This is a genomic window from Acinetobacter sp. 5862, from assembly GCF_024494585.1.
Lineage (GTDB): Bacteria > Pseudomonadota > Gammaproteobacteria > Pseudomonadales > Moraxellaceae > Acinetobacter.
The window spans coordinates 48,090-69,071 of sequence record NZ_JANHGP010000049.1 but is presented as its reverse complement, the minus strand read 5'-3'; the positions used below and the strand labels follow the sequence as shown (position 1 = coordinate 69,071).

General features: G+C 38.3%; 19 protein-coding genes and 1 pseudogene. 10 read left to right on the top strand and 10 right to left on the bottom strand.

The features are described from left to right. Positions 1-75: 75 nt before the first annotated feature. Positions 76-819: pseudogene (locus NO346_RS08925) on the bottom strand (MFS transporter); the annotation flags it as partial. Between the two features lie 330 nt (positions 820-1,149). Then, positions 1,150-2,310 carry a cupin domain-containing protein gene (locus NO346_RS08920; RefSeq protein ID WP_256414944.1) on the bottom strand — a complete coding sequence of 387 codons (1,161 nt, stop codon included), beginning with the start codon at positions 2,308-2,310 and terminating at the stop codon, positions 1,150-1,152. A gap of 203 nt (positions 2,311-2,513) precedes the next feature. On the opposite strand from NO346_RS08920, the gene dnaX reads away from it, so the two are divergent. Then, entirely contained in the window at positions 2,514-4,508 is a 1,995-nt protein-coding gene (gene dnaX, locus NO346_RS08915; RefSeq protein WP_256414943.1) for a DNA polymerase III subunit gamma/tau, read from the top strand. Positions 4,509-4,554: 46 nt separating this feature from the next. Here dnaX and NO346_RS08910 read toward each other — a convergent pair whose 3' ends face one another. Together NO346_RS08910 and NO346_RS08905 are read right to left on the bottom strand one after the other, a co-directional pair. Then, the gene (locus NO346_RS08910) at positions 4,555-4,998 is read right to left on the bottom strand and encodes a thioesterase family protein (RefSeq protein ID WP_256414942.1); all 444 of its coding nucleotides are present in this window, start codon (positions 4,996-4,998) and stop codon (positions 4,555-4,557) included. Then, positions 4,995-6,155: an iron-containing alcohol dehydrogenase gene (locus NO346_RS08905; RefSeq protein WP_256414941.1), complete on the bottom strand. Its 1,161-nt coding sequence runs from the start codon at positions 6,153-6,155 to the stop codon at positions 4,995-4,997. Before NO346_RS08905 ends, NO346_RS08910 begins: the two co-directional genes overlap by 4 nt. A 393-nt stretch (positions 6,156-6,548) precedes the next feature. Between NO346_RS08905 and NO346_RS08900 the strand changes: the two genes are divergently transcribed. The 6 genes from NO346_RS08900 (at position 6,549) to NO346_RS08875 (ending at position 12,255) form a co-directional block, all read left to right on the top strand. Continuing rightward, complete coding sequence (locus tag NO346_RS08900) at positions 6,549-6,884, top strand: hypothetical protein (RefSeq protein ID WP_256414940.1); 336 nt, start codon at positions 6,549-6,551, stop codon at positions 6,882-6,884. 260 nt (positions 6,885-7,144) lie between these two features. Further along, positions 7,145-7,651, top strand: a complete 507-nt coding sequence (locus NO346_RS08895; RefSeq protein ID WP_256414939.1) for a low molecular weight protein-tyrosine-phosphatase — start codon at positions 7,145-7,147, stop codon at positions 7,649-7,651. 16 nt (positions 7,652-7,667) lie between these two features. Continuing rightward, the gene (gene murB, locus NO346_RS08890; protein ID WP_256414938.1) at positions 7,668-8,702 is read left to right on the top strand and encodes a UDP-N-acetylmuramate dehydrogenase; all 1,035 of its coding nucleotides are present in this window, start codon (positions 7,668-7,670) and stop codon (positions 8,700-8,702) included. A gap of 8 nt (positions 8,703-8,710) precedes the next feature. Beyond that, positions 8,711-9,844 (top strand): YdcF family protein, encoded by a 1,134-nt coding sequence (locus NO346_RS08885; RefSeq protein ID WP_256414937.1) that lies wholly within the window; start codon positions 8,711-8,713, stop codon positions 9,842-9,844. A gap of 1 nt (position 9,845) precedes the next feature. After that, positions 9,846-10,874, top strand: a complete 1,029-nt coding sequence (locus tag NO346_RS08880; RefSeq protein ID WP_005160442.1) for an alpha/beta hydrolase — start codon at positions 9,846-9,848, stop codon at positions 10,872-10,874. A gap of 208 nt (positions 10,875-11,082) precedes the next feature. Further along, entirely contained in the window at positions 11,083-12,255 is a 1,173-nt protein-coding gene (locus NO346_RS08875) for an MFS transporter (protein ID WP_256414936.1), read from the top strand. A gap of 1 nt (position 12,256) precedes the next feature. Here NO346_RS08875 and NO346_RS08870 read toward each other — a convergent pair whose 3' ends face one another. Further along, complete coding sequence (locus NO346_RS08870) at positions 12,257-13,747, bottom strand: amidase (RefSeq protein ID WP_256414935.1); 1,491 nt, start codon at positions 13,745-13,747, stop codon at positions 12,257-12,259. Positions 13,748-13,951: 204 nt separating this feature from the next. Here NO346_RS08870 and NO346_RS08865 point away from each other — a divergent pair, with 204 nt between their 5' ends. Then, positions 13,952-14,428: a hypothetical protein gene (locus NO346_RS08865; protein ID WP_004661969.1), complete on the top strand. Its 477-nt coding sequence runs from the start codon at positions 13,952-13,954 to the stop codon at positions 14,426-14,428. A gap of 45 nt (positions 14,429-14,473) precedes the next feature. Here the strand turns inward: NO346_RS08865 and accC are convergent, their stop codons facing one another. From accC to NO346_RS08840, 5 genes are all read right to left on the bottom strand, one after another. Next, positions 14,474-15,838 carry an acetyl-CoA carboxylase biotin carboxylase subunit gene (gene accC / locus NO346_RS08860; RefSeq protein ID WP_004661970.1) on the bottom strand — a complete coding sequence of 455 codons (1,365 nt, stop codon included), beginning with the start codon at positions 15,836-15,838 and terminating at the stop codon, positions 14,474-14,476. Between the two features lie 17 nt (positions 15,839-15,855). Beyond that, the gene (gene accB, locus NO346_RS08855; RefSeq protein WP_005160413.1) at positions 15,856-16,278 is read right to left on the bottom strand and encodes an acetyl-CoA carboxylase biotin carboxyl carrier protein; all 423 of its coding nucleotides are present in this window, start codon (positions 16,276-16,278) and stop codon (positions 15,856-15,858) included. Between the two features lie 26 nt (positions 16,279-16,304). Next, positions 16,305-16,754, bottom strand: a complete 450-nt coding sequence (gene aroQ, locus NO346_RS08850; RefSeq protein WP_233738970.1) for a type II 3-dehydroquinate dehydratase — start codon at positions 16,752-16,754, stop codon at positions 16,305-16,307. Positions 16,755-17,499: 745 nt separating this feature from the next. Continuing rightward, on the bottom strand, positions 17,500-18,510 hold the full coding sequence (locus NO346_RS08845) for an ABC transporter substrate-binding protein (RefSeq protein ID WP_256414934.1): 1,011 nt from the start codon (positions 18,508-18,510) through the stop codon (positions 17,500-17,502). Then, positions 18,511-19,101 carry an ANTAR domain-containing response regulator gene (locus NO346_RS08840; RefSeq protein WP_004915545.1) on the bottom strand — a complete coding sequence of 197 codons (591 nt, stop codon included), beginning with the start codon at positions 19,099-19,101 and terminating at the stop codon, positions 18,511-18,513. A 49-nt stretch (positions 19,102-19,150) separates the two neighbouring features. Here NO346_RS08840 and NO346_RS08835 point away from each other — a divergent pair, with 49 nt between their 5' ends. Both NO346_RS08835 and NO346_RS08830 read left to right on the top strand, forming a co-directional pair. Beyond that, positions 19,151-19,279, top strand: coding sequence for a hypothetical protein (locus NO346_RS08835; RefSeq protein ID WP_017397303.1), 129 nt, complete (start codon positions 19,151-19,153; stop codon positions 19,277-19,279). Between the two features lie 350 nt (positions 19,280-19,629). Further along, positions 19,630-20,982 (top strand): MFS transporter, encoded by a 1,353-nt coding sequence (locus tag NO346_RS08830; RefSeq protein ID WP_004915549.1) that lies wholly within the window; start codon positions 19,630-19,632, stop codon positions 20,980-20,982.

Here is a 20,982-nt window from a genome sequence, read left to right as displayed (position 1 = left end):
CATGCAGAATCTCCTGCTTTGATCTTAAGAGAAAATTCTACTTTTACATCCTTTTATTTTTAGGGGGGATTACCGGACGATACGAATATCGGCGTGTGTATATTCAGTTAAAATTGGAGATACATAACTATAAACAGAGAACATGCCGCCAAAACCAACTGCACCCACTGCAAGCGTTAGCCACATATTGATGTTTTTTAGACCTGCCAATTCCGCTCTAATACTGGCTGACTTTTGTAGTGCAATATTGGGAACGAAAAGGCTGACACCGATTAAAGTAATAAAGGCAATCACGGCAGAAAACTCAAAACCAGATTTCCAACCAAATTGCTGACCAAGCCAAGTTGCAATAGGAACCCCAATCACATTTGCAAGGGTGAGTCCCATCATGACTTGTGCAATCGCAGTTGCTCTACGTTGTTTTCCTGCCAATTCGGCTGCAACTAATGCGGCTACACCAAAATAAGCACCATGAGGAAAGCCTGCAATAAAACGGGATATCAGCATAGCTTCAGATGTTGTTGCGAAGGCAGTGGCGGCATTGGCTAAACCATAAAATAACATCAAGCTGAGTAATAGCGTTTTACGCGGTACTTTAGCTCCTAAAATTGCAATAATCGGTGCGCCAACCATAACACCAAGCGCATAGGCGCTAATGAAATAGCCTGCATGTGGAACACTGACATTTAAATCAGTAGCGATTTCTTGAATCAACCCCATAGCAACAAATTCAGTCGTTCCAATACAGAAACTACCAACTGCCAAGGAGAAAATCACTAGAAAAAGAGAGAAATTAGGTTGAGGAGATAAATTTAACAACTGTTTTAATCAGAACATAGAGAGATCTAAATTATAACCATCAAGATACTTTAGATCTTAAGCTTATCGTATTGATTGTGCATATTTATCAGATTTCGTAGAGCCTTTTGGCTATACCTTGGCAATTCATAGAAGTAAAAAGATGGCTGCTTAACCTCTACTTTTAAATTCAGTTATTTATGGGAGGATTACCGAATCTATAACTTGGAGCTGAGTAAAAAATGATTTATGAAAGAAGTCTATTATAAAAAAGTTTTAATTATTTATGTCAAATCATAAAAGTAGAAATAGTCGCAACTACTTCTACTTTAATTAGAGGATGTATCAGGCTTAATGAGGTGGTAGCAACATAATAACTGCTTGATTCAGTAACAATACGATATCTTCTAAAATATCCGTATGATTAAATTCTTCATCAAATGTTAAGCTTGCACCATCTGCAATTTGTTTCAGTTGTGCTTGGAAAGATTGAGAAATACAGATATTTTCCCCATTTGCCCAAAAGTCTAATAATTGATCTTGTTGTCTATAGAGCAATCTTGATGCAGGTTCTAGAATAAGTTGATAGCCGCCATTGATAACTTCAAGTAAATCATCTACCACAATTTCATCTGGCTCAGGAATGCTATTGGGATATTTAGACTCACTCATGTATGCCATGATCGCAGCATCAAATTCTGGTGCTTGAGTGAGATAATCAAGTAATTGAGTCTTGAGATAAGAAAATTCGGAATTATTTATCTCTCCAATAGCATTTGTTTTTATGCGAGTAATATCCACGAGAGGATTTGTTAAGACTGAGTTTTTTGCGAATTGTTCACTGAGTCGATCTGTCATTTCAGCTAAATTTGGCATACGGAAGCCAAATGAGAAAGTTAAACAATCATCCTCGGCAACGCCATAATGAGCAAGACCAGGTGGTACATATAATAGATCGCCAGGTGCAAGTACCTCATCAAAATTTACACTCATTTGAGAAAGGAGTTTTAATGGTTGATCTGCAACAAACTCTGTTGATTCATCACACATTTGACCGAGTTGCCAACGGCGATGACCATGCCCTTGTACAAGGAATACATCATAGAAATCGAAGTGCTTACCAACAGAGCCACCTTTAGGTGCATAAGAGACCATGATGTCATCGCGGCGCCATTGAGGAATAAATGGAAATTTTTTCCAGAGCTCAGCAATATCAAAAGAATAATGGTCCACCGCTTGAACCAGGATAGTCCAAAGATTCGGTAACTTTTGGAAATCGCCTTTAGTGAGTGGTGATGATTTTACATGCCATTCATTTGGATTTTTATTTTTTTGACGAATTAAGCGAGCACTGACATCTTCTTCTAGCGCTAGTTCCTTGACATCTTCGGGTTCTAATAAACCCATAATTTCAGGCATTGCATTGCGAACTAACAATGGTTTTTTTTGCCAATATTCATTCAAGAATTGTTCTGCGGTAATACCGCCGAGTACCGCTAAGGATTCAGACATGTCAAAGAGACCAGCAACTTAAAAATTATGGTGTATTCTCTATTGAGTTGAATATCGGTGCAAGTCTTGTGATGATTGTAAGTAAATCTATAAGAAATTCGGTTTAAAAGCTTCAGAAAGTATTTAATCTTGATCAATTAGAAGTGGACTCGTTCACAGCCTTTCAAAAAAACAGTATGCTTAAGATGCAAAAAGGAGCATACATGTATCAAGTACTGGCAAGAAAATACCGTCCTCGTAATTTCAATGAGTTAGTTGGGCAAAACCATGTTTCTCGTGCTTTAACCAGCGCATTAGAACGTGGGCGTTTGCATCATGCTTATTTGTTTACAGGAACGCGCGGTGTCGGTAAAACCACAATTGCCCGTATTTTAGCCAAATGCCTGAACTGTGAAACAGGTGTGACCTCAACCCCATGTGAAGTCTGTGCAACCTGTAAGGCCGTAAATGAAGGTCGTTTTATTGATTTAATTGAGATCGATGCGGCATCACGGACCAAGGTTGAAGATACCCGCGAGTTACTCGACAATGTGCCTTATGCGCCGACGCAGGGTCGCTTCAAGGTCTATCTGATCGACGAAGTGCATATGCTTTCAACGCATTCATTTAATGCCTTGCTCAAAACTCTGGAAGAACCACCAGAGCATGTGAAGTTCCTCTTTGCAACGACAGATCCACAGAAATTGCCGATCACCGTCATCTCGCGCTGTTTGCAATTTACGTTACGTCCTTTGGCTGTTGATGAAATTACGGAACATTTGACAGCAATTTTAAATAAAGAGCATATCGAAGCCGATCAAGATGCGATTTGGCAAATTGCAGAGTCTGCACAAGGTTCATTACGTGATGCCTTGTCTTTAACAGACCAAGCAATTGCCTATGGTCAAGGTGCAGTCCATCATCAAGATGTTAAAGATATGCTCGGTTTAATTGACCGAACCATTATTTATGATTTGATTTTGGCAATTCATCAAAATCAGCAAGCACGGGTCAGTCAGCTACTTCTACAATTTAGACAGCAAGCTTTAGATGTGTCCTTGGTTTTAGACCAATTGGTTTCTACCTTGCATGAATTGGCATTGTTGCAATATTTACCTGATCTTGCACTGAAATATAGTGAAGAAATTAACCAGAAGATTCTACAATTGTCGAAACTCATTTCTGCCCAAGATTTGCAGTTGTATTATCAAATTGCCTGTAAAGGTCGAGCTGAGTTGCAACTTGCGGTGACGCAAGAGCAAGGCTTTGAAATGACGGTGTTGCGTTTACTGGCGTTTAGACCGTTGAATTTGAATGAAGTTATCGTAACTGCAACACCTGTTACGCAACTTACAGCGCCTGAAGCGCATCAGCCTGTACAGGATTCAAGTACAGAAAATCAGTTTGCAGTTCAGCAAGAAGCGGTTAGCGTTGAACCTGAACCTGAACCTGAACCTGAACCTGAACCTGAACCTGAACCTGAACCTGAACCTGAACCTGAACAGCGCAATCAAAATCCTCATCTCATGGTGTTTGATGCCGAGGAGGGGCAGTTAATTGGATTAGATGTATCAGCGCAACAACAAACGATTCAGTCGAATATCGTTGAGGCGGATGATGTGCTGGTTTTTCCTGTTGAGCAAAATCCTCAAGTACATCTGAAGCAGCCTCAAGCTGAACAGGCACTTGATCTCATCGCAGAGCCAGTGCTTAAAGCTGTTGTTTCGGAACCGATTGTGGTCGCAGATCAGCCTGTTGGATCGCCAATACAACAGCAAGATTTTGGGCAAACAGATTTGATGCCTCAAGATATTTTGAAATTGCGTGAGCAGGTTTTGGAAGGTGAGTGGAATTTGGAGAAGTGGGAATACTGGTTTAGAACCAGCCAGCTTTCACCTGCTGTTCAAGAGTTAGCTCAACATGGTGTGATGCAAGGACAGATTAACGGCACTTCTATTTTCCTGATTCCTCAAGAATATGAAGGCATGTTGTCGCAATTGCAGCATGGTTTGGAGGATGCATTAAAAGAACAATGGCCACAAACGCTGTTCAGTGTTCAATATGGTGCTGTTAATTCCAATACGCCTTTAGTTATGCAGAATGAGCGTAAAGAAAGAGCTTATCATCGGGCGATCGAATTATTAAGCAAGGAATCTACAATCAAAAGCCTAGTGGAAACTTTTGATGCAGAGTTACATAACATTCAATTGAAATATTAACGATTCTAAGTAAGATGCAAAACGGAAACGTTTTGCCTCTATTCATTTATACGGTCAGCAGCAAATATTCGAAGAGTGTAGAGCGCATTGCATCTGGAATTGCTGTGCTTTTTCGACTTTCTCTGTCTACAAAGACATGGACAAAATGCCCTTGAGCAGCAGCTTCGTACTGACCTTGTTTAAAGATCGCCAGTTCATATCTAAGTGATGAATTTCCAATTTTACCAATCGCTACACCAACTTCAATGATTTCTGGAAACGACAGTTCCTGTTGAAAGCTACAAGCTGAATCAACTACTAAGCCAATAACTTCACTGTTGTGAATGTCAAATCCTGTTTTTTGAATCAGTAATGAATTAGCTGCGGTATCAAAATAACTATAGTAGGTCACATTGTTCACATGACCATAAATATCGTTATCGGCCCAACGGGTTTGGATTGGAAAAAAGAATTTAAATTGTTCGCGTCGTTTTAAAGTTGGTTTGCTCATGCATAAATCGCCTGATAGATCTGTAATGCGTCTTGCTCGGTCATTTCCCTTGGATTGTTCTGCAACAATCTGGTTTGTAGCATTGCATCTTTTGCTAACTGAGGTAATTTCGCCTCAGGAATGTCTAAATCTTTTAATTTCAATGTTAACCCACTCTGGTCCAAATGATTCTGCATATGATCAATAAATAGATCACATAAACCATCTGTGCAACCTGTACTACGTGGATCTAACAGTTGCATAAGCTCTGCATAGTGCTGCTTGGCTTTGGGTGCATTAAACTTAAGCACTTCAATTAAAACTAAGGCATTGGTATGTCCGTGTGAAAGATGGAAATGTCCGCCCAATGGATAGGCGAGAGCATGGACTGCCGCGACTGGAGCATTAGCAAATGCTTGACCAGCAAGCATTGAGCCGACCAACATATTTTGGCGAGCTTCTAAATCAGCACCATTTTTCAACACTTTAGCTAAATTATGATTTAATAATTTCAGTGCATTTTGGGCTAACATATCTGCATAGAAGTTTTTTTTAACATTTGAAGTATAGGCTTCAATTGCATGTACCATCGCGTCAATACCTGTTGCAGCCGTGATATGCGCAGGTAAGCCTTGTGTAAAAGTTGCATCTAAAATGGCCACATCGGCATATAAAATTGGTGCTACCACACCCATTTTAGTGGTTGCACCTGTTGTGACAATTGAGATTGGTGTGACTTCTGAACCTGTTCCCGCTGTTGTTGGAATAAGAATGAGTGGCAAACGAGGGGATTTGGCTTGGTTTACACCATAGATTTCACTCAGTTTTTGCTGTTGTTTAGGGTGTGCGAGCAAGGCAATGATTTTAGCCACGTCCATGGAACTACCACCACCAAAACCGATGATCACATCAATTTGCTCTTGTGTCGCAAAATCAACAGCTTCTAATACAATATGCTCTGGTGGATCTGCTTGGATATCGGAATAAATAAGATACTCGAGACTAATCTGAGTCAGGATTTCTAAAATGGGTTGATGCAATTGATGCAGTATCATCCCTGCATCGGTCACAATTAATGCTTTTTGATAATTTTGTTGAGTAAGTACACTTTTAAGTTCTTGTATCGAACCTAGCCCCGAGATAATGTTGGGAACAGTTTGAAATTGAAACGGGTTCATACATACATCCTTATTTTTCATCATAAATACATCATTTTTATATCAAGTGAGTATAAGTTTCACTGTCCAAATAAATTAACATAACATGCTGTTAAAAAGTGTAGATTTGAAGCGATTCTGCCATTTTGAAAGTGTTATGGTGATGTCTGTATGCATGCTAAAGAAAATATTGGATCAATGCTTAGTGCGGAAGAAAGAGCTCATCTGTAGCCCTAAAGAGTAATTAATTAAATACTTCTGATGCAATAACTAACCATTCGAAGCAATAGGGTGCATTTATTTCAAGTTTGTGCATTGAAATTTCTTCATAAAGGTCTTTATTTTTTGTAAAGTTATGTTATAAAGTTGAGCTTCAAAATAAACCAAGTTTTCAATAACTTAAAATGTTAAAATATGAAAAAAGTATTATTAATTTTCATTACTATAGGTATAGCTGGTTGTCAGCAATCCAGTTTTGGAGAGTTGGTGGCGAGAAACCATTTAAAAGAGGCTAATCATAAGATTGAAGCCTTCTTAAGAATTCTCAATAATCATAAAGCTGAAAGGGTCGATCAGGAAAATATCCTATGTTTACAATATCCCAAGATTTATAAGTATGAATACTTGCCAGCTATTCTAAGACTTACAAAGTTAAAAAAATTAAATGCCAAGAATAAAGAGCAATTATTAGTTGATCTTAAGGTGACAATGGATTCATACAGTAAGAAACTTGAAATAGTTTGTGAGTAACATTATGAATCTACTATTTGATCACAGTTTCTTTTAATTAGTTTAAACTGACACATATTCTTAATTCCTAAACTGTAGATATTGATAAACAATATTCAATATTGATCGTTACTATTTCCTTTCAAATCAAAGCAATTTTTGACAAAATACCTGATGTCACAATGGTCAATTCACGTATGATCACATCTAAGCAGTTTGCAGGAATTTTGTATGCAATATTTATATTTTGTTAAAAAACAAAATCTTGGAATATTTTTTTAATGGAAACACCATATAGGGTTCTATGCGTTTGCTTAGGGAATATTTGTCGTTCTCCCACAGCGGAAGCAATTCTCAGACATTATTGTGATGCGCATGGTTTAAATGTATCTGTCGATTCGGCGGGTACGAGCAATTACCACCCAAACAAGGCACCTGATGCGCGAAGCCAGAAACATGCGCTACAGCGTGGCTATGATTTATCGGGTTTACGTGCCAGACAAATTCGTCTTGAGGATTTTATTGAGTTTGATCTGATTCTGGCGATGGACCATGAGAATTTTGACGATATTCAGTCCCTCATGTCGAAAGCGGTACGCCAGTTTGGTGCGGAACAGATTCGCGCCAAAATCGCATTGATGAGTGAGCATGATCCTCATTTTAACCAGCAGGCAGTGCCTGACCCTTACTACGGTGGATCGGATGGATTTGATCGAGTACTTGATCAATGTGAATCTAGCAGCCAAGCATGGGTTAACATTTTTAAAAAGCAAATGAAAGTAGGGTAATAGGATTTAATTTAATATGCAGGTACAAGCACAAGTTCAGCTTAAAAACTTAAATACATTAAATTTGAGTGCTATTGCTTCGCATTATGTTCAAATCAATCATCCTGATGATGTGATCGAGGCATTAAACTTTGCTGAGCAACATAATTTGAATGCTTTGATTTTATCTGGTGGAAGTAATGTGTTATTACCCCAACAGATTCAAGCTTTGGTGTTGCATTTAAATATACAAGGGATAAATGTTCTCGCTGAAGATGAAAATACCATCACAGTAAAAGTGGGTGCTGGGCAAGTATGGCATGACTTTGTGTTGTACAGCACTCAACAACAATGGTTTGGTTTGCAAAACCTCGCACTCATTCCCGGCTTAGTGGGTGCATCACCTGTGCAGAATATTGGTGCCTATGGTGTTGAAGTTGGTGAGTTTATCGATTCTGTTCAAGTCTATGATCGTCAACTAAAAGTATTTGATTCTATTTCAGGTTCGGACTGTCACTTTGCTTATCGCCATAGTATTTTCAAAGACTATCCAAACCGCTACATCATCGTCAGTGTTACTTTCAAACTATTAAAAAAAGCTGATTTGAAGTTGAGTTATGGTGATCTTAAACAAGCTGTTGGAGAGGAATTCACCGCTGAAAATTTACAAAATCAGGTGATTCATATTCGTCAAAGTAAATTGCCCGATCCAAAAGAATTTCCAAATGTTGGAAGCTTTTTTAAGAATCCAATCTTGACTGAAGCTGAATTTGGCAAAATTGCTCAACATTTTCCAAATATTCCCCATTATCCTCAAACACATAGCAATGTTAAAGTTGCAGCGGGTTGGTTGATTGATCAAGCAGGTTGGAAAGGTAAACAACTTGGTTCTGTTGGAATGTTTGATAAACAGGCATTGGTGTTAGTGAATTATGCAGATGCGACATTAGCTGATGTTAAAAATACCTATCAAACTGTACAAAGTGATGTAAAACAGAAATTTAATATTCAATTAGAACCTGAACCAGTGTTGTATAGTGAGCAAGGCTTAATCCAAGCGCATCATGTATAAGGAATTTTATGGGTAAAGTACATTGGATGATTGGCTTAGTACGAATCATAACTATATTTTTCGTGCTATTAGGCTGCTCTGTACTTTTTTTATATTCGCCATTTTATTCGCAATTGGTTGTAAAGGGACTAAACCGATTTGTACCTGTTGATGTGAATGAAGTTGCTGCACAAAGTCAGAAACCAGCTGCATTAAGCGAGCATGAAACTTTGGAGCCGGGGTCTAATTTGTGGATTGCGCGCCAAGCTTATCTCAAGTTAATGGAAAAAACATTTCGGTCTGAAAAACCTGAAGATTTAAGATTAATTCAAGCACGTTATAAATTATTACAACAACTGATTACCGAAGAGCAAGAACGTGAAAATGTAGCAGAAAACCAGCAGACCAATATTCCATTAATGGCAGAGAAATCAGAACAGGAACAAGAGAGTTCTGCTGTAGCAGCAAGTACGCCAATGGATTTTTTACAGTGGAATACGCCTGATAATCAGGCTTTAATGGGAAAATATATTGCTTTTTTAGAAACATATCCTGTTGAGTTACCTGTTTATTCAGATGAAAAAGACGAGACAAATAAAGATTTAGTTGATCTGAAGAAGAACAAGGATGGAATGAACGAGTCGCAAGGATTGTCTCAGCCATATGCAATTGTTGTTTTAGGCGGTGGCTTGACACTTGGTGCAAATGGTAAAGATATTGTTGTAAATAACTATACACGTCTTCGATTGGAAAAAACTTTGCAAGTCGAAAAGCAATATCCTCTTCCTATTGTTTTAAGTGGTGTTGAAGCACCTTATATGCAAGCTTGGCTGAAAGAACACGGCATAGAAGCGAAACTTCTAGAAAATAGAAGTATGAATACCTGTGAAAACTCCAGATTTAGTTCATTATTACTGCAAAAGAAAGGTGGCGCACCGACAGTCATTCTCATCACAGATGAATATCATATGCCACGAACAAGACGTTTATTTGCACTCAATGGAATTGAAACCGTTCCTGTGATCGCACCGATGCCAACAACATTGACAGACTGGCGACCAAGTGAACAAAACTATGATCACAGTCGTCGTGCTAACTATGAATTGCTAGCAACGATTCGTGATACGCTTTTTGGCTCAAGTGATTGTCGAGAGATACCATAATATGTCCAATATTCCATTTTTAAATCCGACAATACTTAAACAATTGGATTTACCTATCCCCAATAGAGAAACAACGCCTCAGCTTTTAGAGCCGCTTGATTTATCAAAAATAATAGAACCTTCAAAAGCACTACAAGCCTATAGAAAGCTTTATGGTTTAGATTTACTTGAATGCGAACACTGGCAAGGCTATGTTGAAATGCCATTATTTCGTTTACATGTACAAGTATTTCAACCTCAACGTGAAAAGATTTTAGGTACGGTATGCTTATTACATGGATACTTAGAACATAGTGGTATTTATCAACCCATTATAAAAGAAATTCTTGATCAAGGATTCAGTGTTATTACATACGATTTGCCCGGTCATGGATTAAGTAATGGTTCACCAGCAAGTATTCAGAATTTTGACCATTACCAGCAAGTATTGCATGCAGTTTATGATGTTGTTCGTAGTGCTAAACAACTACCAAAACCATGGTTAGGAATAGGGCAAAGTACTGGTGGTGCGATTTGGATGCATCATTTACTTGAATTTGCTGAGCGTAGAGAAGATCCGATCGTTAATCGAGTGTTGCTCTTATCGCCATTGATTCGACCTGCAAAAACAGCTTGGTGGCATAATTCTGTTGGCTTAGGAATTATTCGTCGGATAAAGAGCCAAGTACCACGACATTTCCGTCGTAATAATCATAATCCTGAGTTTTTAAGATTTATTCGCCTAACTGATCCATTACAGCCTCGAATGATGGGGATGGATTGGATTTTAGCAATGTCCAAATGGATGTTAGAAATGGAACATCGACCTGCATGTCGTATTCCTGTATGGCTTGCTCAAGGTGCACTCGATCAAACGGTAGATTGGCGTTATAACATTGAATATATTCGCCGAAAATTTAGATTACAGACCTTGTTAATGTTGGAAGAGGGTTCACATCAATTGATTAATGAGCGTGCAGATATTCGAGCTGCTTTGACTGGATTGATTCCTGCATTTTTACATGCAAAACCAAATCACCACTATTACTAGTGGTGATTTTTTATAGCTTAATCATTACTCGAATTAGAATGTATTAGCATCTGCCAATTTCCACATTCTATGTTTCCTTGGAATCAAATGACGAATGGTGGTAGTCCATTTGTGATGGTTGTTTGCATCACTTAAAATTTATTTTTATCGCAAGGCAATACATCTTGTTGTGAATGATAGCTGTTGATCTATGTAAAAGGCGCGTGAATTGTTTCAATCTTTAAGTATCCAGACCCGATTGGGAGGTTTCTACCTGTTCTACTATTCCATAGTGGGTACATTCATGCCTTATTGGAACTTGTATCTACAAGATCAAGGTTTTAATTATCAAGAAATTGGTATTTTGTCTTCAATTGCGATTATTACTCGTTTTTTTGCACCGCTGATTTGGGGCTGGATTGCTGATAAGTCAGGCAAACGAATGTTGCTAGTGCGTATTGCAACATGGATGGAAGCCTGCATCTGGTTTGCCATTTTTGTCATCCCGAATAGCTTTCAATCTGTTGCACTACTTATGCTGATCTTTAGTTTCTTTCAAAATGCAATTTTGGCGCAATTTGAAGGCGTTACTTTATTCTGGTTGGGGGATAAACGCGCAGAGCTTTATGGAAAAGTTAGAAAGTGGGGATCTGTTGGCTTCATATTAGGCGTATTCATTATCGGAGCTTTATTAGAAATTATTCAAATTTCAATGCTACCTATTTTACTTCTAGCGATTTCTTTTTTAGCTTTTTTGTGGTCATTTACCATTAAAGAACCTGAACATGCGCCAAGCTCGCAAAAAAAACTAGAATCTATAATACCTATTTTAAAACGACCTACTGTAGCTGCATTTTTTACGATTGAATTTGTTTTATTATTCTCACAAGCGCCATTTTATAGTTTTTATAGTAATTTTTTAAAAGAGATTGGATTTAGCACGACACAGATTGGAACGCTGTGGGCAACAGGCGTAATTGCAGAGATTATGATGTTTGCCATAGCGCAAAAAGTTTTCTTTACTCGTTTCTCTTGGCGGACACTAGTTGCAGTATGCTTGATTTTGACAAGTTTACGCTGGTTTTTAGTTAGTATATTAAACACACATTTTTTGGGTCAGTTATTTGCTCAATGTTTACATGCCTTTAGTTTTGGATTATTTCACTTAATTGCAATGAAAGTGATTTTTCAAAATTTTTCAGCTGAGCAACAAGGGCGGGGACAAGCACTTTACAGCACCATGTGGGGGTTAGGGGTTGCATCTGGAAGTTTATTAGCTGGGCATTATTGGCAAGTGTTTTCAGGCGCAACAATTTTCTTATATGCAAGCGGTATTGTACTCGTCGGTTTGTTTTTAGTATTTTGGCTGCCGAATCAATTGGAAACGGCAGCTAAAACTTAGGTTAGAGTTGAATATTCTGATATTGAGACATCCATGGTTGTGTTTGTTCTAATTGTGCTGCAAGTTGCAATAAACGATCTTCACGTCCAAAAGGTGCAATAAATTGGCTGCCTAAAGGTAAGCCATTTTTGTTCCAGTATAATGGGACTGACATGGCAGGTAGACCTGTAACATTTGCTAACTGCGTAAAAGGTACCCAACTTAAATTATCCTGTACCATTTTTTCAACTAATTTACCTTGTGCCAGATAGTGCGCTTTTCCTACTTTTAACAGTCCTTTCAAGATTGGTTTTTGCCAATTAGGTGTAGCAACTTCCCCATTTTTAGGTGCGACTGATGCTGTTGTTGGGGTTAAATAAAGATCATATTTTTCAAAGAAAATGTTCATTTGAGTGCTATAAAGCCCCCAATTATTAAGCGTATGAATATATTCTGTTGCGGTTGTCTTGGCCCCAAAAGCAGCGAGGGCAATAGAATCTAATTCGAAATCATGATCAGTTGCACCTGCGATTTGTTTAATTTGTGCCTGCATATATGAGAACTGGCTGAACCAAGTCGTTACAAAGTCTTTTCCTAATGCTAAACCATCTATTTTTGGACGATCTTCTACAACAATATGCCCTAAAGATTCCAGTAACTTAGCGGTTTGTTGAACAGCTTGAATCGCGTCTTTAGAAACTTTTGTTCCAATCGGTGATTGAGTATTAAAAGCAATTTTGAGTTTTCTTGGAGTCTGTTGAATGATATCTAAATATTTCTTTTTAGGTGCTTCTATTCTAAAAAGTGAAGTTTGTTCTGGACCTTGAACTGCATCGAGCATGGCAGCACTATCGCGAACTGTTTTGCAGAGAACATGTTGCATGGCAGCACCATGCATTGCTTCACTGTATTGTGGCCCCCAAGGTGTACGACCACGACTCGGCTTTAATCCAAATAAACCACAATAAGAAGCGGGGATACGAATTGAACCGCCACCGTCACCTGCGCCAGCAATCGGGACGATTCCACCTGCAACTGCAGAGCCTGATCCACCAGAAGAACCACCACTATTGTGTTTTAAATTCCACGGATTGTGGCAAGCCCCCCAAGCATCGGGTTCAGTAATTCCTTTGATACCAAACTCAGGCGTGTTCGTACGACCAAAAGTGATAATCCCTGTTTGTTCCCAGCGGTTTACGATTTCAGCATTAAAATCAGGTGTATAGTTAATTTTTTTTAGCGCTTGGCTACCATAAGAGGTTGGAATACCTTGATATTCTTGGAATAAGTCTTTGACTAGAAATGGAACGCCTGCAAATAATCCAGAGAATTCTTGCTGTGTGCGCTGCTTCGCTTGCTCATACATTGGAATAATAATGGCATTTAGCTTTGGATTGACTTGATCTGTTCGTTCTAATGCAATTTTTAATAATTCTGAAGGATGAACTTGTTTGCTTTTGACCAGTTCTGCTAATCCTAAACCATCATATTGCACGTATTCAGAAAATTTCATGGCTTTTATCCTTAAAGCTAAATCTTTATAATGTAAATAAAATAACTGTAAATCTAGAACTAGCATACCTGAAAAAATGCCATAACAATCAAATAAAGTTCAAGCTAAAAATATTGTGTTTATATGGTTATGAATGCATGTTTTTCTCAAAAAATATGCTAATTTAAAGCCTTGCACCGTTTAGATTACGACTTAATTAAATCTATGAAAAATATTTATATTATTGGATTATTATGGGCTTGCTCAACATGGACTATGGCAGACACGGTCGTAAATGAAAAAGCAGTAACAGCACAACAATTGGCTAAAGCAAATGCGATTCGGGTAATAACTCGTCCTGAAATCATGGGGCTATGGGGAATGGAAATTCCCAATAATAAGAAGTGTGTCGAATACTATAATTTTCGTGGAATGAATGAGGTCGTGATTAAGAGTAACCAAGAGTGGTCTTATGGTTTATATGATTATCAACCTTCAGAAGATCATAAAGAGCGTTTACCTGCATTAGTTTTACAGATTAAGTATGACAATAATCAGATGGATTGCTCAGGTCAAACACTAGACCAAACTGGTGAAGTTTCGCAATATTTTGTGAAGTGGGAAAATGATAACACTATTAATTTTTGCGCCAATGAAAAAGGCGAAAAATGTTTTGCGACATTACGCCGTGTGCTACCTTAGAAAGATTGAATAATAAAAAGCCTCTTAACTTAGAGGCTTTTTTATTTATGCTTTTTCAGCTTTGGGTTCAAGCTGTTTTAGTAGATGCTTCTCTAGATAATGAATATCCATAGCTTGTTCACAGAAGTTTTTGTCCTGCAAAATAAGATCTTTGTGCAATGGAATATTGGTTTTGATTCCAGTCAAAATCATTTCATCTAAAGCTTGACGCATGCGAGCTAAAGATGTTTTGCGATCTTTACCATGAGCGATGAGCTTTGCAATCATCGAATCATAATACGGTGGAATACTATAGCCTTGATAAATATGAGAATCTAAACGAATACCTGCGCCACCTGGTGCATAGAAATTTTCTATTTTACCAGGAGAAGGTAAGAAGGTGGTTGGATCCTCAGCATTGATACGGCATTCAATCGCATGACCTTTTACTTCGACTTCATGCTGTTCAATATTTAAACCTAAACCAGCCGCAATCCGCAGTTGTTGTTCAATAATATCAATGCCAGTAACCATTTCAGTTACAGGATGCTCAACTTGAACACGAGTATTCATTTCGATAAAGAAGAATTCGCCTTCTTCAAATAAAAACTCAAAAGTTCCAGCACCACGGTATTGCATCAACTTACAAGCATTGACACATGCTTCTAAAATATCAGCACGTGCTTGTTCTGGTAGATTTGGAGCAGGTGCTTCTTCTAACACCTTTTGATGACGACGTTGTAAAGAACAGTCTCGGTCATATAAATGGATTGCATGACCGTTACCATCACCTAACACTTGAACTTCTACATGGCGAGGTTTCTGTAAGAAGCGCTCCATGTATACAGTATCATCACCAAACCACATCTCAGCATCACGTTGTGCAGCTTGAACTGATTCAAGCAGGGTATCGACACGCTCGACAATACGCATACCACGACCACCGCCGCCTGATGCTGCTTTGACGATCAACGGGAAGCCAATTTCTTTTGCTTCAGCAAGTGCATTGTTAATCGTTACAGCATGGTCACATCCAGGCACGGTGGGTACGCCAGCCTTTTTCATGGCAATAATCGCGGATACCTTGTTACCCATAAGACGAATGTGTTCAGGGCGAGGACCAATAAAAATAAAACCTGAGCTTTCTACAATTTCAGCAAATTCAGCATTTTCAGACAAAAAGCCGTATCCAGGATGGATAGCATCCGCACCTGTAATTTCTGCAGCAGTAATAATTGCAGGAATATTTAAATAACTTTCACTTGTGGTACCCGGCCCAATACAGACAGCTTCATCAACGAAGCGTAAATGCATTAAGTCTTTGTCAGCATCAGAATAAATACCAACTGTTTTAATGCCAAGCGTTTTACAAGCTCGCGTAATTCGTAAGGCGATTTCACCACGATTTGCAATTAATACTTTTTGCAACATTAGAATCCCCAAATTAATTAGGCGCGGTAGCGGAAAAGTGGTTGACCAAATTGGATCACTTCACCATTTTTTACCAAGATTTCTTCAATCACGCCGCTTTTAGTCGCCTCAATTGGGTTCATGATTTTCATCGCTTCGATGATACCCAGTGTTTCACCTGCAGAAACTGTTTGACCTACATTTACGAATGGGCCTTCGCCTGGGCTTGGTGCAGAATAGAACACACCAACCATCGGTGACGTTTCTACGGCGCCACGAGGTGTTTTTGCTGCTGGAGCCGCAGGAGCAGAAGCACTAGGTGCTGCTGCCAAAGGTGCCGCTGCGTAAACTGGAGTAGGGCGAGTTAATGAGATGGATTGATCACCTTCCTTAACTTCAATCGCTTGTAAGTCAGATTCAATCATCAAATCGATGAGTTTCTTGATTTTACGGATATCCATGAGTGAGCATTCCTGAAATGTATAAATTAGTTAGAAGATTGAATTTTTTCGATTGCAAAATCGAGAGCAAAGGAGTAACCCTTCGCACCTAAGCCACAAATAACACCAATGGCTTTGTCTGATAAATATGAGTGATGACGGAATGATTCACGGGCGTGAACATTTGACAAATGAACCTCAATAAATGGAATCGCAACGCCAAGAAGGGCATCGCGTAGAGCAACTGAAGTATGAGTCAAGGCTGCAGGGTTAATAATGATAAATTTAACCCCTTCAGTTTGTGCTTGATGAATGCGATCGACAATCGCACCTTCCCAGTTGCTTTGAAATGTATCTAGTGTAAATGATGCTTGTTCGGCTTGAGTGGTGAGTTGCTGGTTAATATCATCTAAGGTCAGATAACCATAAACCTCTGGTTCGCGTTTTCCTAGCAAGTTCAAATTCGGTCCGTGAATTACCAAAATGGTTGAGCTCATTCAGCCTGCTCCAGTTCTAAATCTGCAAATGTTTTTTGCAAGATGTCTGCAAAGTTTGCTTATTATGGCACAAAATTCTGCATTTTTTCTTATAATTTCTTTTAATGGATGAAGAAAATTGCATACCAAGCATGCTGCATATAATGAAAACTTTGCAAGGAAATGGCAATGTTAAAATATGACAAATTTCAGGCTTATTTATTTTTCACTATTTTAAACTGAATTACCTTATTTCGTTCATGTAATTTGTGTAACTCGAAGGTCATGTAATTCATTGATTTGCTTTTTTGAAACTTAAATTGAGTTCTAATTAGTTCATATGTTTATTTCAAGCTATGAATATTTTTTTATTCTAAACTTTTGAAAAATATTTGTTTTAATTCTAATGGATTTTTTAAAATTAGTATAAACATACTTCTAAAGAGAGCAGTGGATGAAGCGTCGTGATACTGAATTATAAAAATATGCTAGTTTAGATTAATAATAAGCATTAGCTTCAATTTGACATTCGGTTCAAGCTCGTGGGTAGGGGGGTGATTAAATCGACGAAAGTGGCTTATTGGCAAAAAAGATGAATTGTGAAGTTTTGTATGGCTGCTAATGACATGAAAATGTCCGAAAAAGATAAATTGAATATAGATAGTATACCTATTACATAAGAGATCGCTCTCGATTGGCAGAATCTCTTATGGGTCTTTTCAAAGCTGTCTTTTTCACAAGACAGCTTTTTTTATCACGAGTTCTCTTATTTTGATGCTGCTAAATAAGTATCTAATAGTAGAAAACTTTGCGCTTTATTTTCGTAATCTATAGAACCTACAGGCAAATTGTTCCATTTTTGCATTTGCTGAAATAACCATTCAAAATCTGTACTTTTAGGTATAGCGCTACTTTTAACGAAGTTCCGAATTATATCTTGGATCGTATAATATTTTTCAACATGAATGCTTGGCGAACATTCAAACTGGATGACATCAAAATCAATTAAAAGTTGCCAGACAGGTTCAAAATCTTCTAACACACGTAACTCTTGTTGAGCCTGCAAGATTGCGCGAGTTAAGGCAATTAATGTATTTGGATGCTGTTGAGCCCACTCTTGCGTTACAGCTAGAACTTTATCCGCAACATTGGGAATGATGTCTTGGCTCGAACCGACAATTTGCGCTAATCCCGCCAATTCTGCCTGAGTATTCCATGGCTCGCCAACACAAAAACCATCAATTAAATGGTTATTTAGCGCTTCTACCATATATGGAGGTGGTAAGGTTTTGAGTTGTATTGAATGTGCCAGTTCAGAATCTGCTAATGCTAGCCATTCTCTTAAGCAATAATGATGGATGGAATGCTGGAAAACATGTCCTAAAGAGACCACGTGATTTTTTTTCATGTGTTCTACTAATTTTTTAGCTGATAGCTCTACAGCATCATATTTCTTTATATCTAACTGATAACACAGTTTTTGACTTAAACTTATAAAAGCTCGATTTTCACTGAGAACGAGCGGCGTTTGTAAGGGAATACCAATCTGATCATTGCCAATTGCGGCAGCAGGTAACATAGCAGACAAGCAATGTGCAGCATCGAGTAAACCAAATGCTAGTCGATCGCGTAAACTTGCCCAAGAAGCCTCTTTGATCAGGCGAACATTTAATCCTTCTTCATCAAAAAAACCGCGTTGTTTAGCCCAAAGTAGTGCTACGCAATCAAGTAAAGGGATATAACCAAGTTGCAATTCTGTTTTTTCTAAACTGCTCATTTATTCATCCTTTAGTTGATTGTTTAAAAGCTCTTGTGCATCGAGTAGACGACGTGCCATTTCACCGATGGTCATACGATGACTCATCGCATTTTTTCTTAATAATTGGAATGCTGTATCTTCAGTGAGACCGTGAAGTTGCATCAGTAAAACTTTCGCTTTTTCAATATCTTTTCGATCTGCGAGTTTTGTTTTTGCATCTTTTAGATCACATTCAAGTTTTTTATGCTTTTTATATTGCTCAATCGAAATATCCAGAATGGTATGTAAACGACTTGGATCGATACCATCAACAATATAGGCAGTGATGCCTGCATCAATTGCTTGTTTGATGGTGTCTTTGTCAGTGTTTTTAGTAAAGAGTACAGTGGGTAGGTCAAAGTTACTTACACAGCTTTCAATAACGTCACGATGTGGATGATCCATATCGAGCAAAATGACATCTGCTTGAAGATGTTCCAATTTGAAAATATTCAGGTGATCAAGAGTAAAGCAAGCAACAACATCAAAATCATGTTCAATTAAACAAGTTTTGATGTATTCAGCTCGGGCTTGATCATCATCAATAAGTGCGATTCTGAGTTTCGGCATAAGTATAAAGATCAAACGATAAGTGTGTGTGCATTTAAGACGATGCACGATGAATGTTGTTTTAAAAGCAAAATTGGTGCCATTGGAGTTATTCTTATTCGGTGCAATCGCTCCTTTAGCATCTACATTATGCGCTTTATTGTATCGTTCATTGATTTCAGAACCAAAGAAAATTTAGAACTATGTTTTAAAACTATAAAATGTATTGTTTTGGTGCGTAAAAAGAGTTCTTTTGAAGCAGAAAGAATTGTGCTTTAAAACAGGTCATTCTCATAAAGCCCTATTTTGTATAGGGGTAAAATGTAGTGCTTAAGCTATTTTTATTCATAAAAATCATTAAAAAACAATTATTAATATAATATCTTGCTTTGATTTATTAAAGTTGGCATAGCATTTGCTAAATATTTATTGAGTCAAAGACGACTTTCCAAAAAATTGTAAGACGGCCAACGATGTCCGATCTGATCTGTTTGTTCACACAGAGTGCTGTGTCAACAAAGCAATATACGTTCAGTATGGGAGATGGCAATGTCTTTAGATTTATCGGCAAAAAAAGCCACATCAATAAAGTTATTTAACTTTTCTGCACCAGCGATGCGGGCATTCCACATGAGTTGGCTTGCTTTCTTCGTTTGTTTCTTTGCTTGGTTTGCATGTGCACCTTTAATGCCAGTCATTGCAGGTGAATTTCATCTGACTAAAGATCAAATCGCAAATATCAATATCGCAGCAGTCGCAATTACCATCTTAGTCCGTTTGATCGTTGGTCCTTTATGTGACAAGTACGGACCACGTAAAACATATACCGCTTTGTTGATTATCGGCAGTATCCCCGTTTTTGGTGTCGCTTCTGCAAATAGTTATGAATCATTTCTGTTCTTTCGCTTATTAATTGGTGCAATTGGTGCGAGTTTTGTGATTACGCAATATCACACTAGCATCATGTTTGCTCCAAATGTTGTAGGAACTGCAAATGCAGCCTCAGCTGGTTGGGGTAATGCTGGTGGTGGGGCAACACAAGCACTCATGCCGTTATTACTATCTGCATTGGTGATGTTTGGTGTTGAGCAAGCATTTGGTTGGAGACTCGCACTAATCGTTCCAGGTGTCATGATGGTAATCGTAGGTTTCCTTTACTGGAAGTTTACTCAAGATTGTCCTCAAGGAGATTTCAAAGAGTTACGTGCTCAAGGTGTAGTTGTTGGTAGCGATAAAAAAGGTGGTCTAGCAATCTTAATGCATGCTGCACGTAACTACCGCGTATGGATTCTCTTTTTCTCATATGCAGCTTGTTTCGGTATCGAAATCTTTATCCATAACATCATTGCGATGTACTACGTCGAACACTTTAGTTTCGGATTAAAAGAGGCTGGTTTAGCAGCAGGTATCTTTGGTTTGCTCGCATTATTTGCCCGTGCATTGGGTGGGATTCTTTCAGACAAAGTTGCACTCAAAAAAGGCTTGGATGGTCGTACTAAAGTACTGTTTGGATTGATTCTTGGCGAAGGGCTTTTCTTAATGTTGTTCTCGCAAATGAATGGACCTGTACTCGCTATTCTCGTAATGACGGTATTTGCATTATTCACACACATGGCATGTGGTGCGACTTATGCGCTTGTTCCATTTATTGATCGTGAAGCGCTAGGTGGTGTTGCAGGCATCATCGGTGCAGGTGGAAACGTTGGTGCAGTGGCGGCAGGTTTCTTATTGAAAGGTATGTTGGATATTCAAACTTGTTTAATGGTTTTAGGTGGCTTAGTGGTCATTGCTGCGAGTTCGGTCATGCTTATCCGATTTTCGGTAGAGCATAAAGAAAAAGAACAACGTTTATTTGAACAAGCAATTTTAGAACGTGGCTCAGAACAAAACAGCGCAGCTTAA

Coding starts and splice junctions, on each gene's coding strand:
- accB (WP_005160413.1), bottom strand. CDS start 16,278: ATGGATATCCGTAAAATCAAGAAACTCATCGATTTGATGATTGAATCT.
- dnaX (WP_256414943.1), top strand. CDS start 2,514: ATGTATCAAGTACTGGCAAGAAAATACCGTCCTCGTAATTTCAATGAG.
- NO346_RS08845 (WP_256414934.1), bottom strand. CDS start 18,510: ATGAGCAGTTTAGAAAAAACAGAATTGCAACTTGGTTATATCCCTTTA.
- NO346_RS08840 (WP_004915545.1), bottom strand. CDS start 19,101: ATGCCGAAACTCAGAATCGCACTTATTGATGATGATCAAGCCCGAGCT.
- NO346_RS08885 (WP_256414937.1), top strand. CDS start 8,711: ATGGGTAAAGTACATTGGATGATTGGCTTAGTACGAATCATAACTATA.
- NO346_RS08900 (WP_256414940.1), top strand. CDS start 6,549: ATGAAAAAAGTATTATTAATTTTCATTACTATAGGTATAGCTGGTTGT.
- NO346_RS08920 (WP_256414944.1), bottom strand. CDS start 2,310: ATGTCTGAATCCTTAGCGGTACTCGGCGGTATTACCGCAGAACAATTC.
- NO346_RS08905 (WP_256414941.1), bottom strand. CDS start 6,155: ATGAACCCGTTTCAATTTCAAACTGTTCCCAACATTATCTCGGGGCTA.
- aroQ (WP_233738970.1), bottom strand. CDS start 16,754: ATGAGCTCAACCATTTTGGTAATTCACGGACCGAATTTGAACTTGCTA.
- NO346_RS08880 (WP_005160442.1), top strand. CDS start 9,846: ATGTCCAATATTCCATTTTTAAATCCGACAATACTTAAACAATTGGAT.
- murB (WP_256414938.1), top strand. CDS start 7,668: ATGCAGGTACAAGCACAAGTTCAGCTTAAAAACTTAAATACATTAAAT.
- NO346_RS08910 (WP_256414942.1), bottom strand. CDS start 4,998: ATGAGCAAACCAACTTTAAAACGACGCGAACAATTTAAATTCTTTTTT.
- NO346_RS08835 (WP_017397303.1), top strand. CDS start 19,151: ATGAATGTTGTTTTAAAAGCAAAATTGGTGCCATTGGAGTTATTCTTA.
- NO346_RS08830 (WP_004915549.1), top strand. CDS start 19,630: ATGTCTTTAGATTTATCGGCAAAAAAAGCCACATCAATAAAGTTATTT.
- NO346_RS08865 (WP_004661969.1), top strand. CDS start 13,952: ATGAAAAATATTTATATTATTGGATTATTATGGGCTTGCTCAACATGG.
- accC (WP_004661970.1), bottom strand. CDS start 15,838: ATGTTGCAAAAAGTATTAATTGCAAATCGTGGTGAAATCGCCTTACGA.
- NO346_RS08895 (WP_256414939.1), top strand. CDS start 7,145: ATGGAAACACCATATAGGGTTCTATGCGTTTGCTTAGGGAATATTTGT.
- NO346_RS08870 (WP_256414935.1), bottom strand. CDS start 13,747: ATGAAATTTTCTGAATACGTGCAATATGATGGTTTAGGATTAGCAGAA.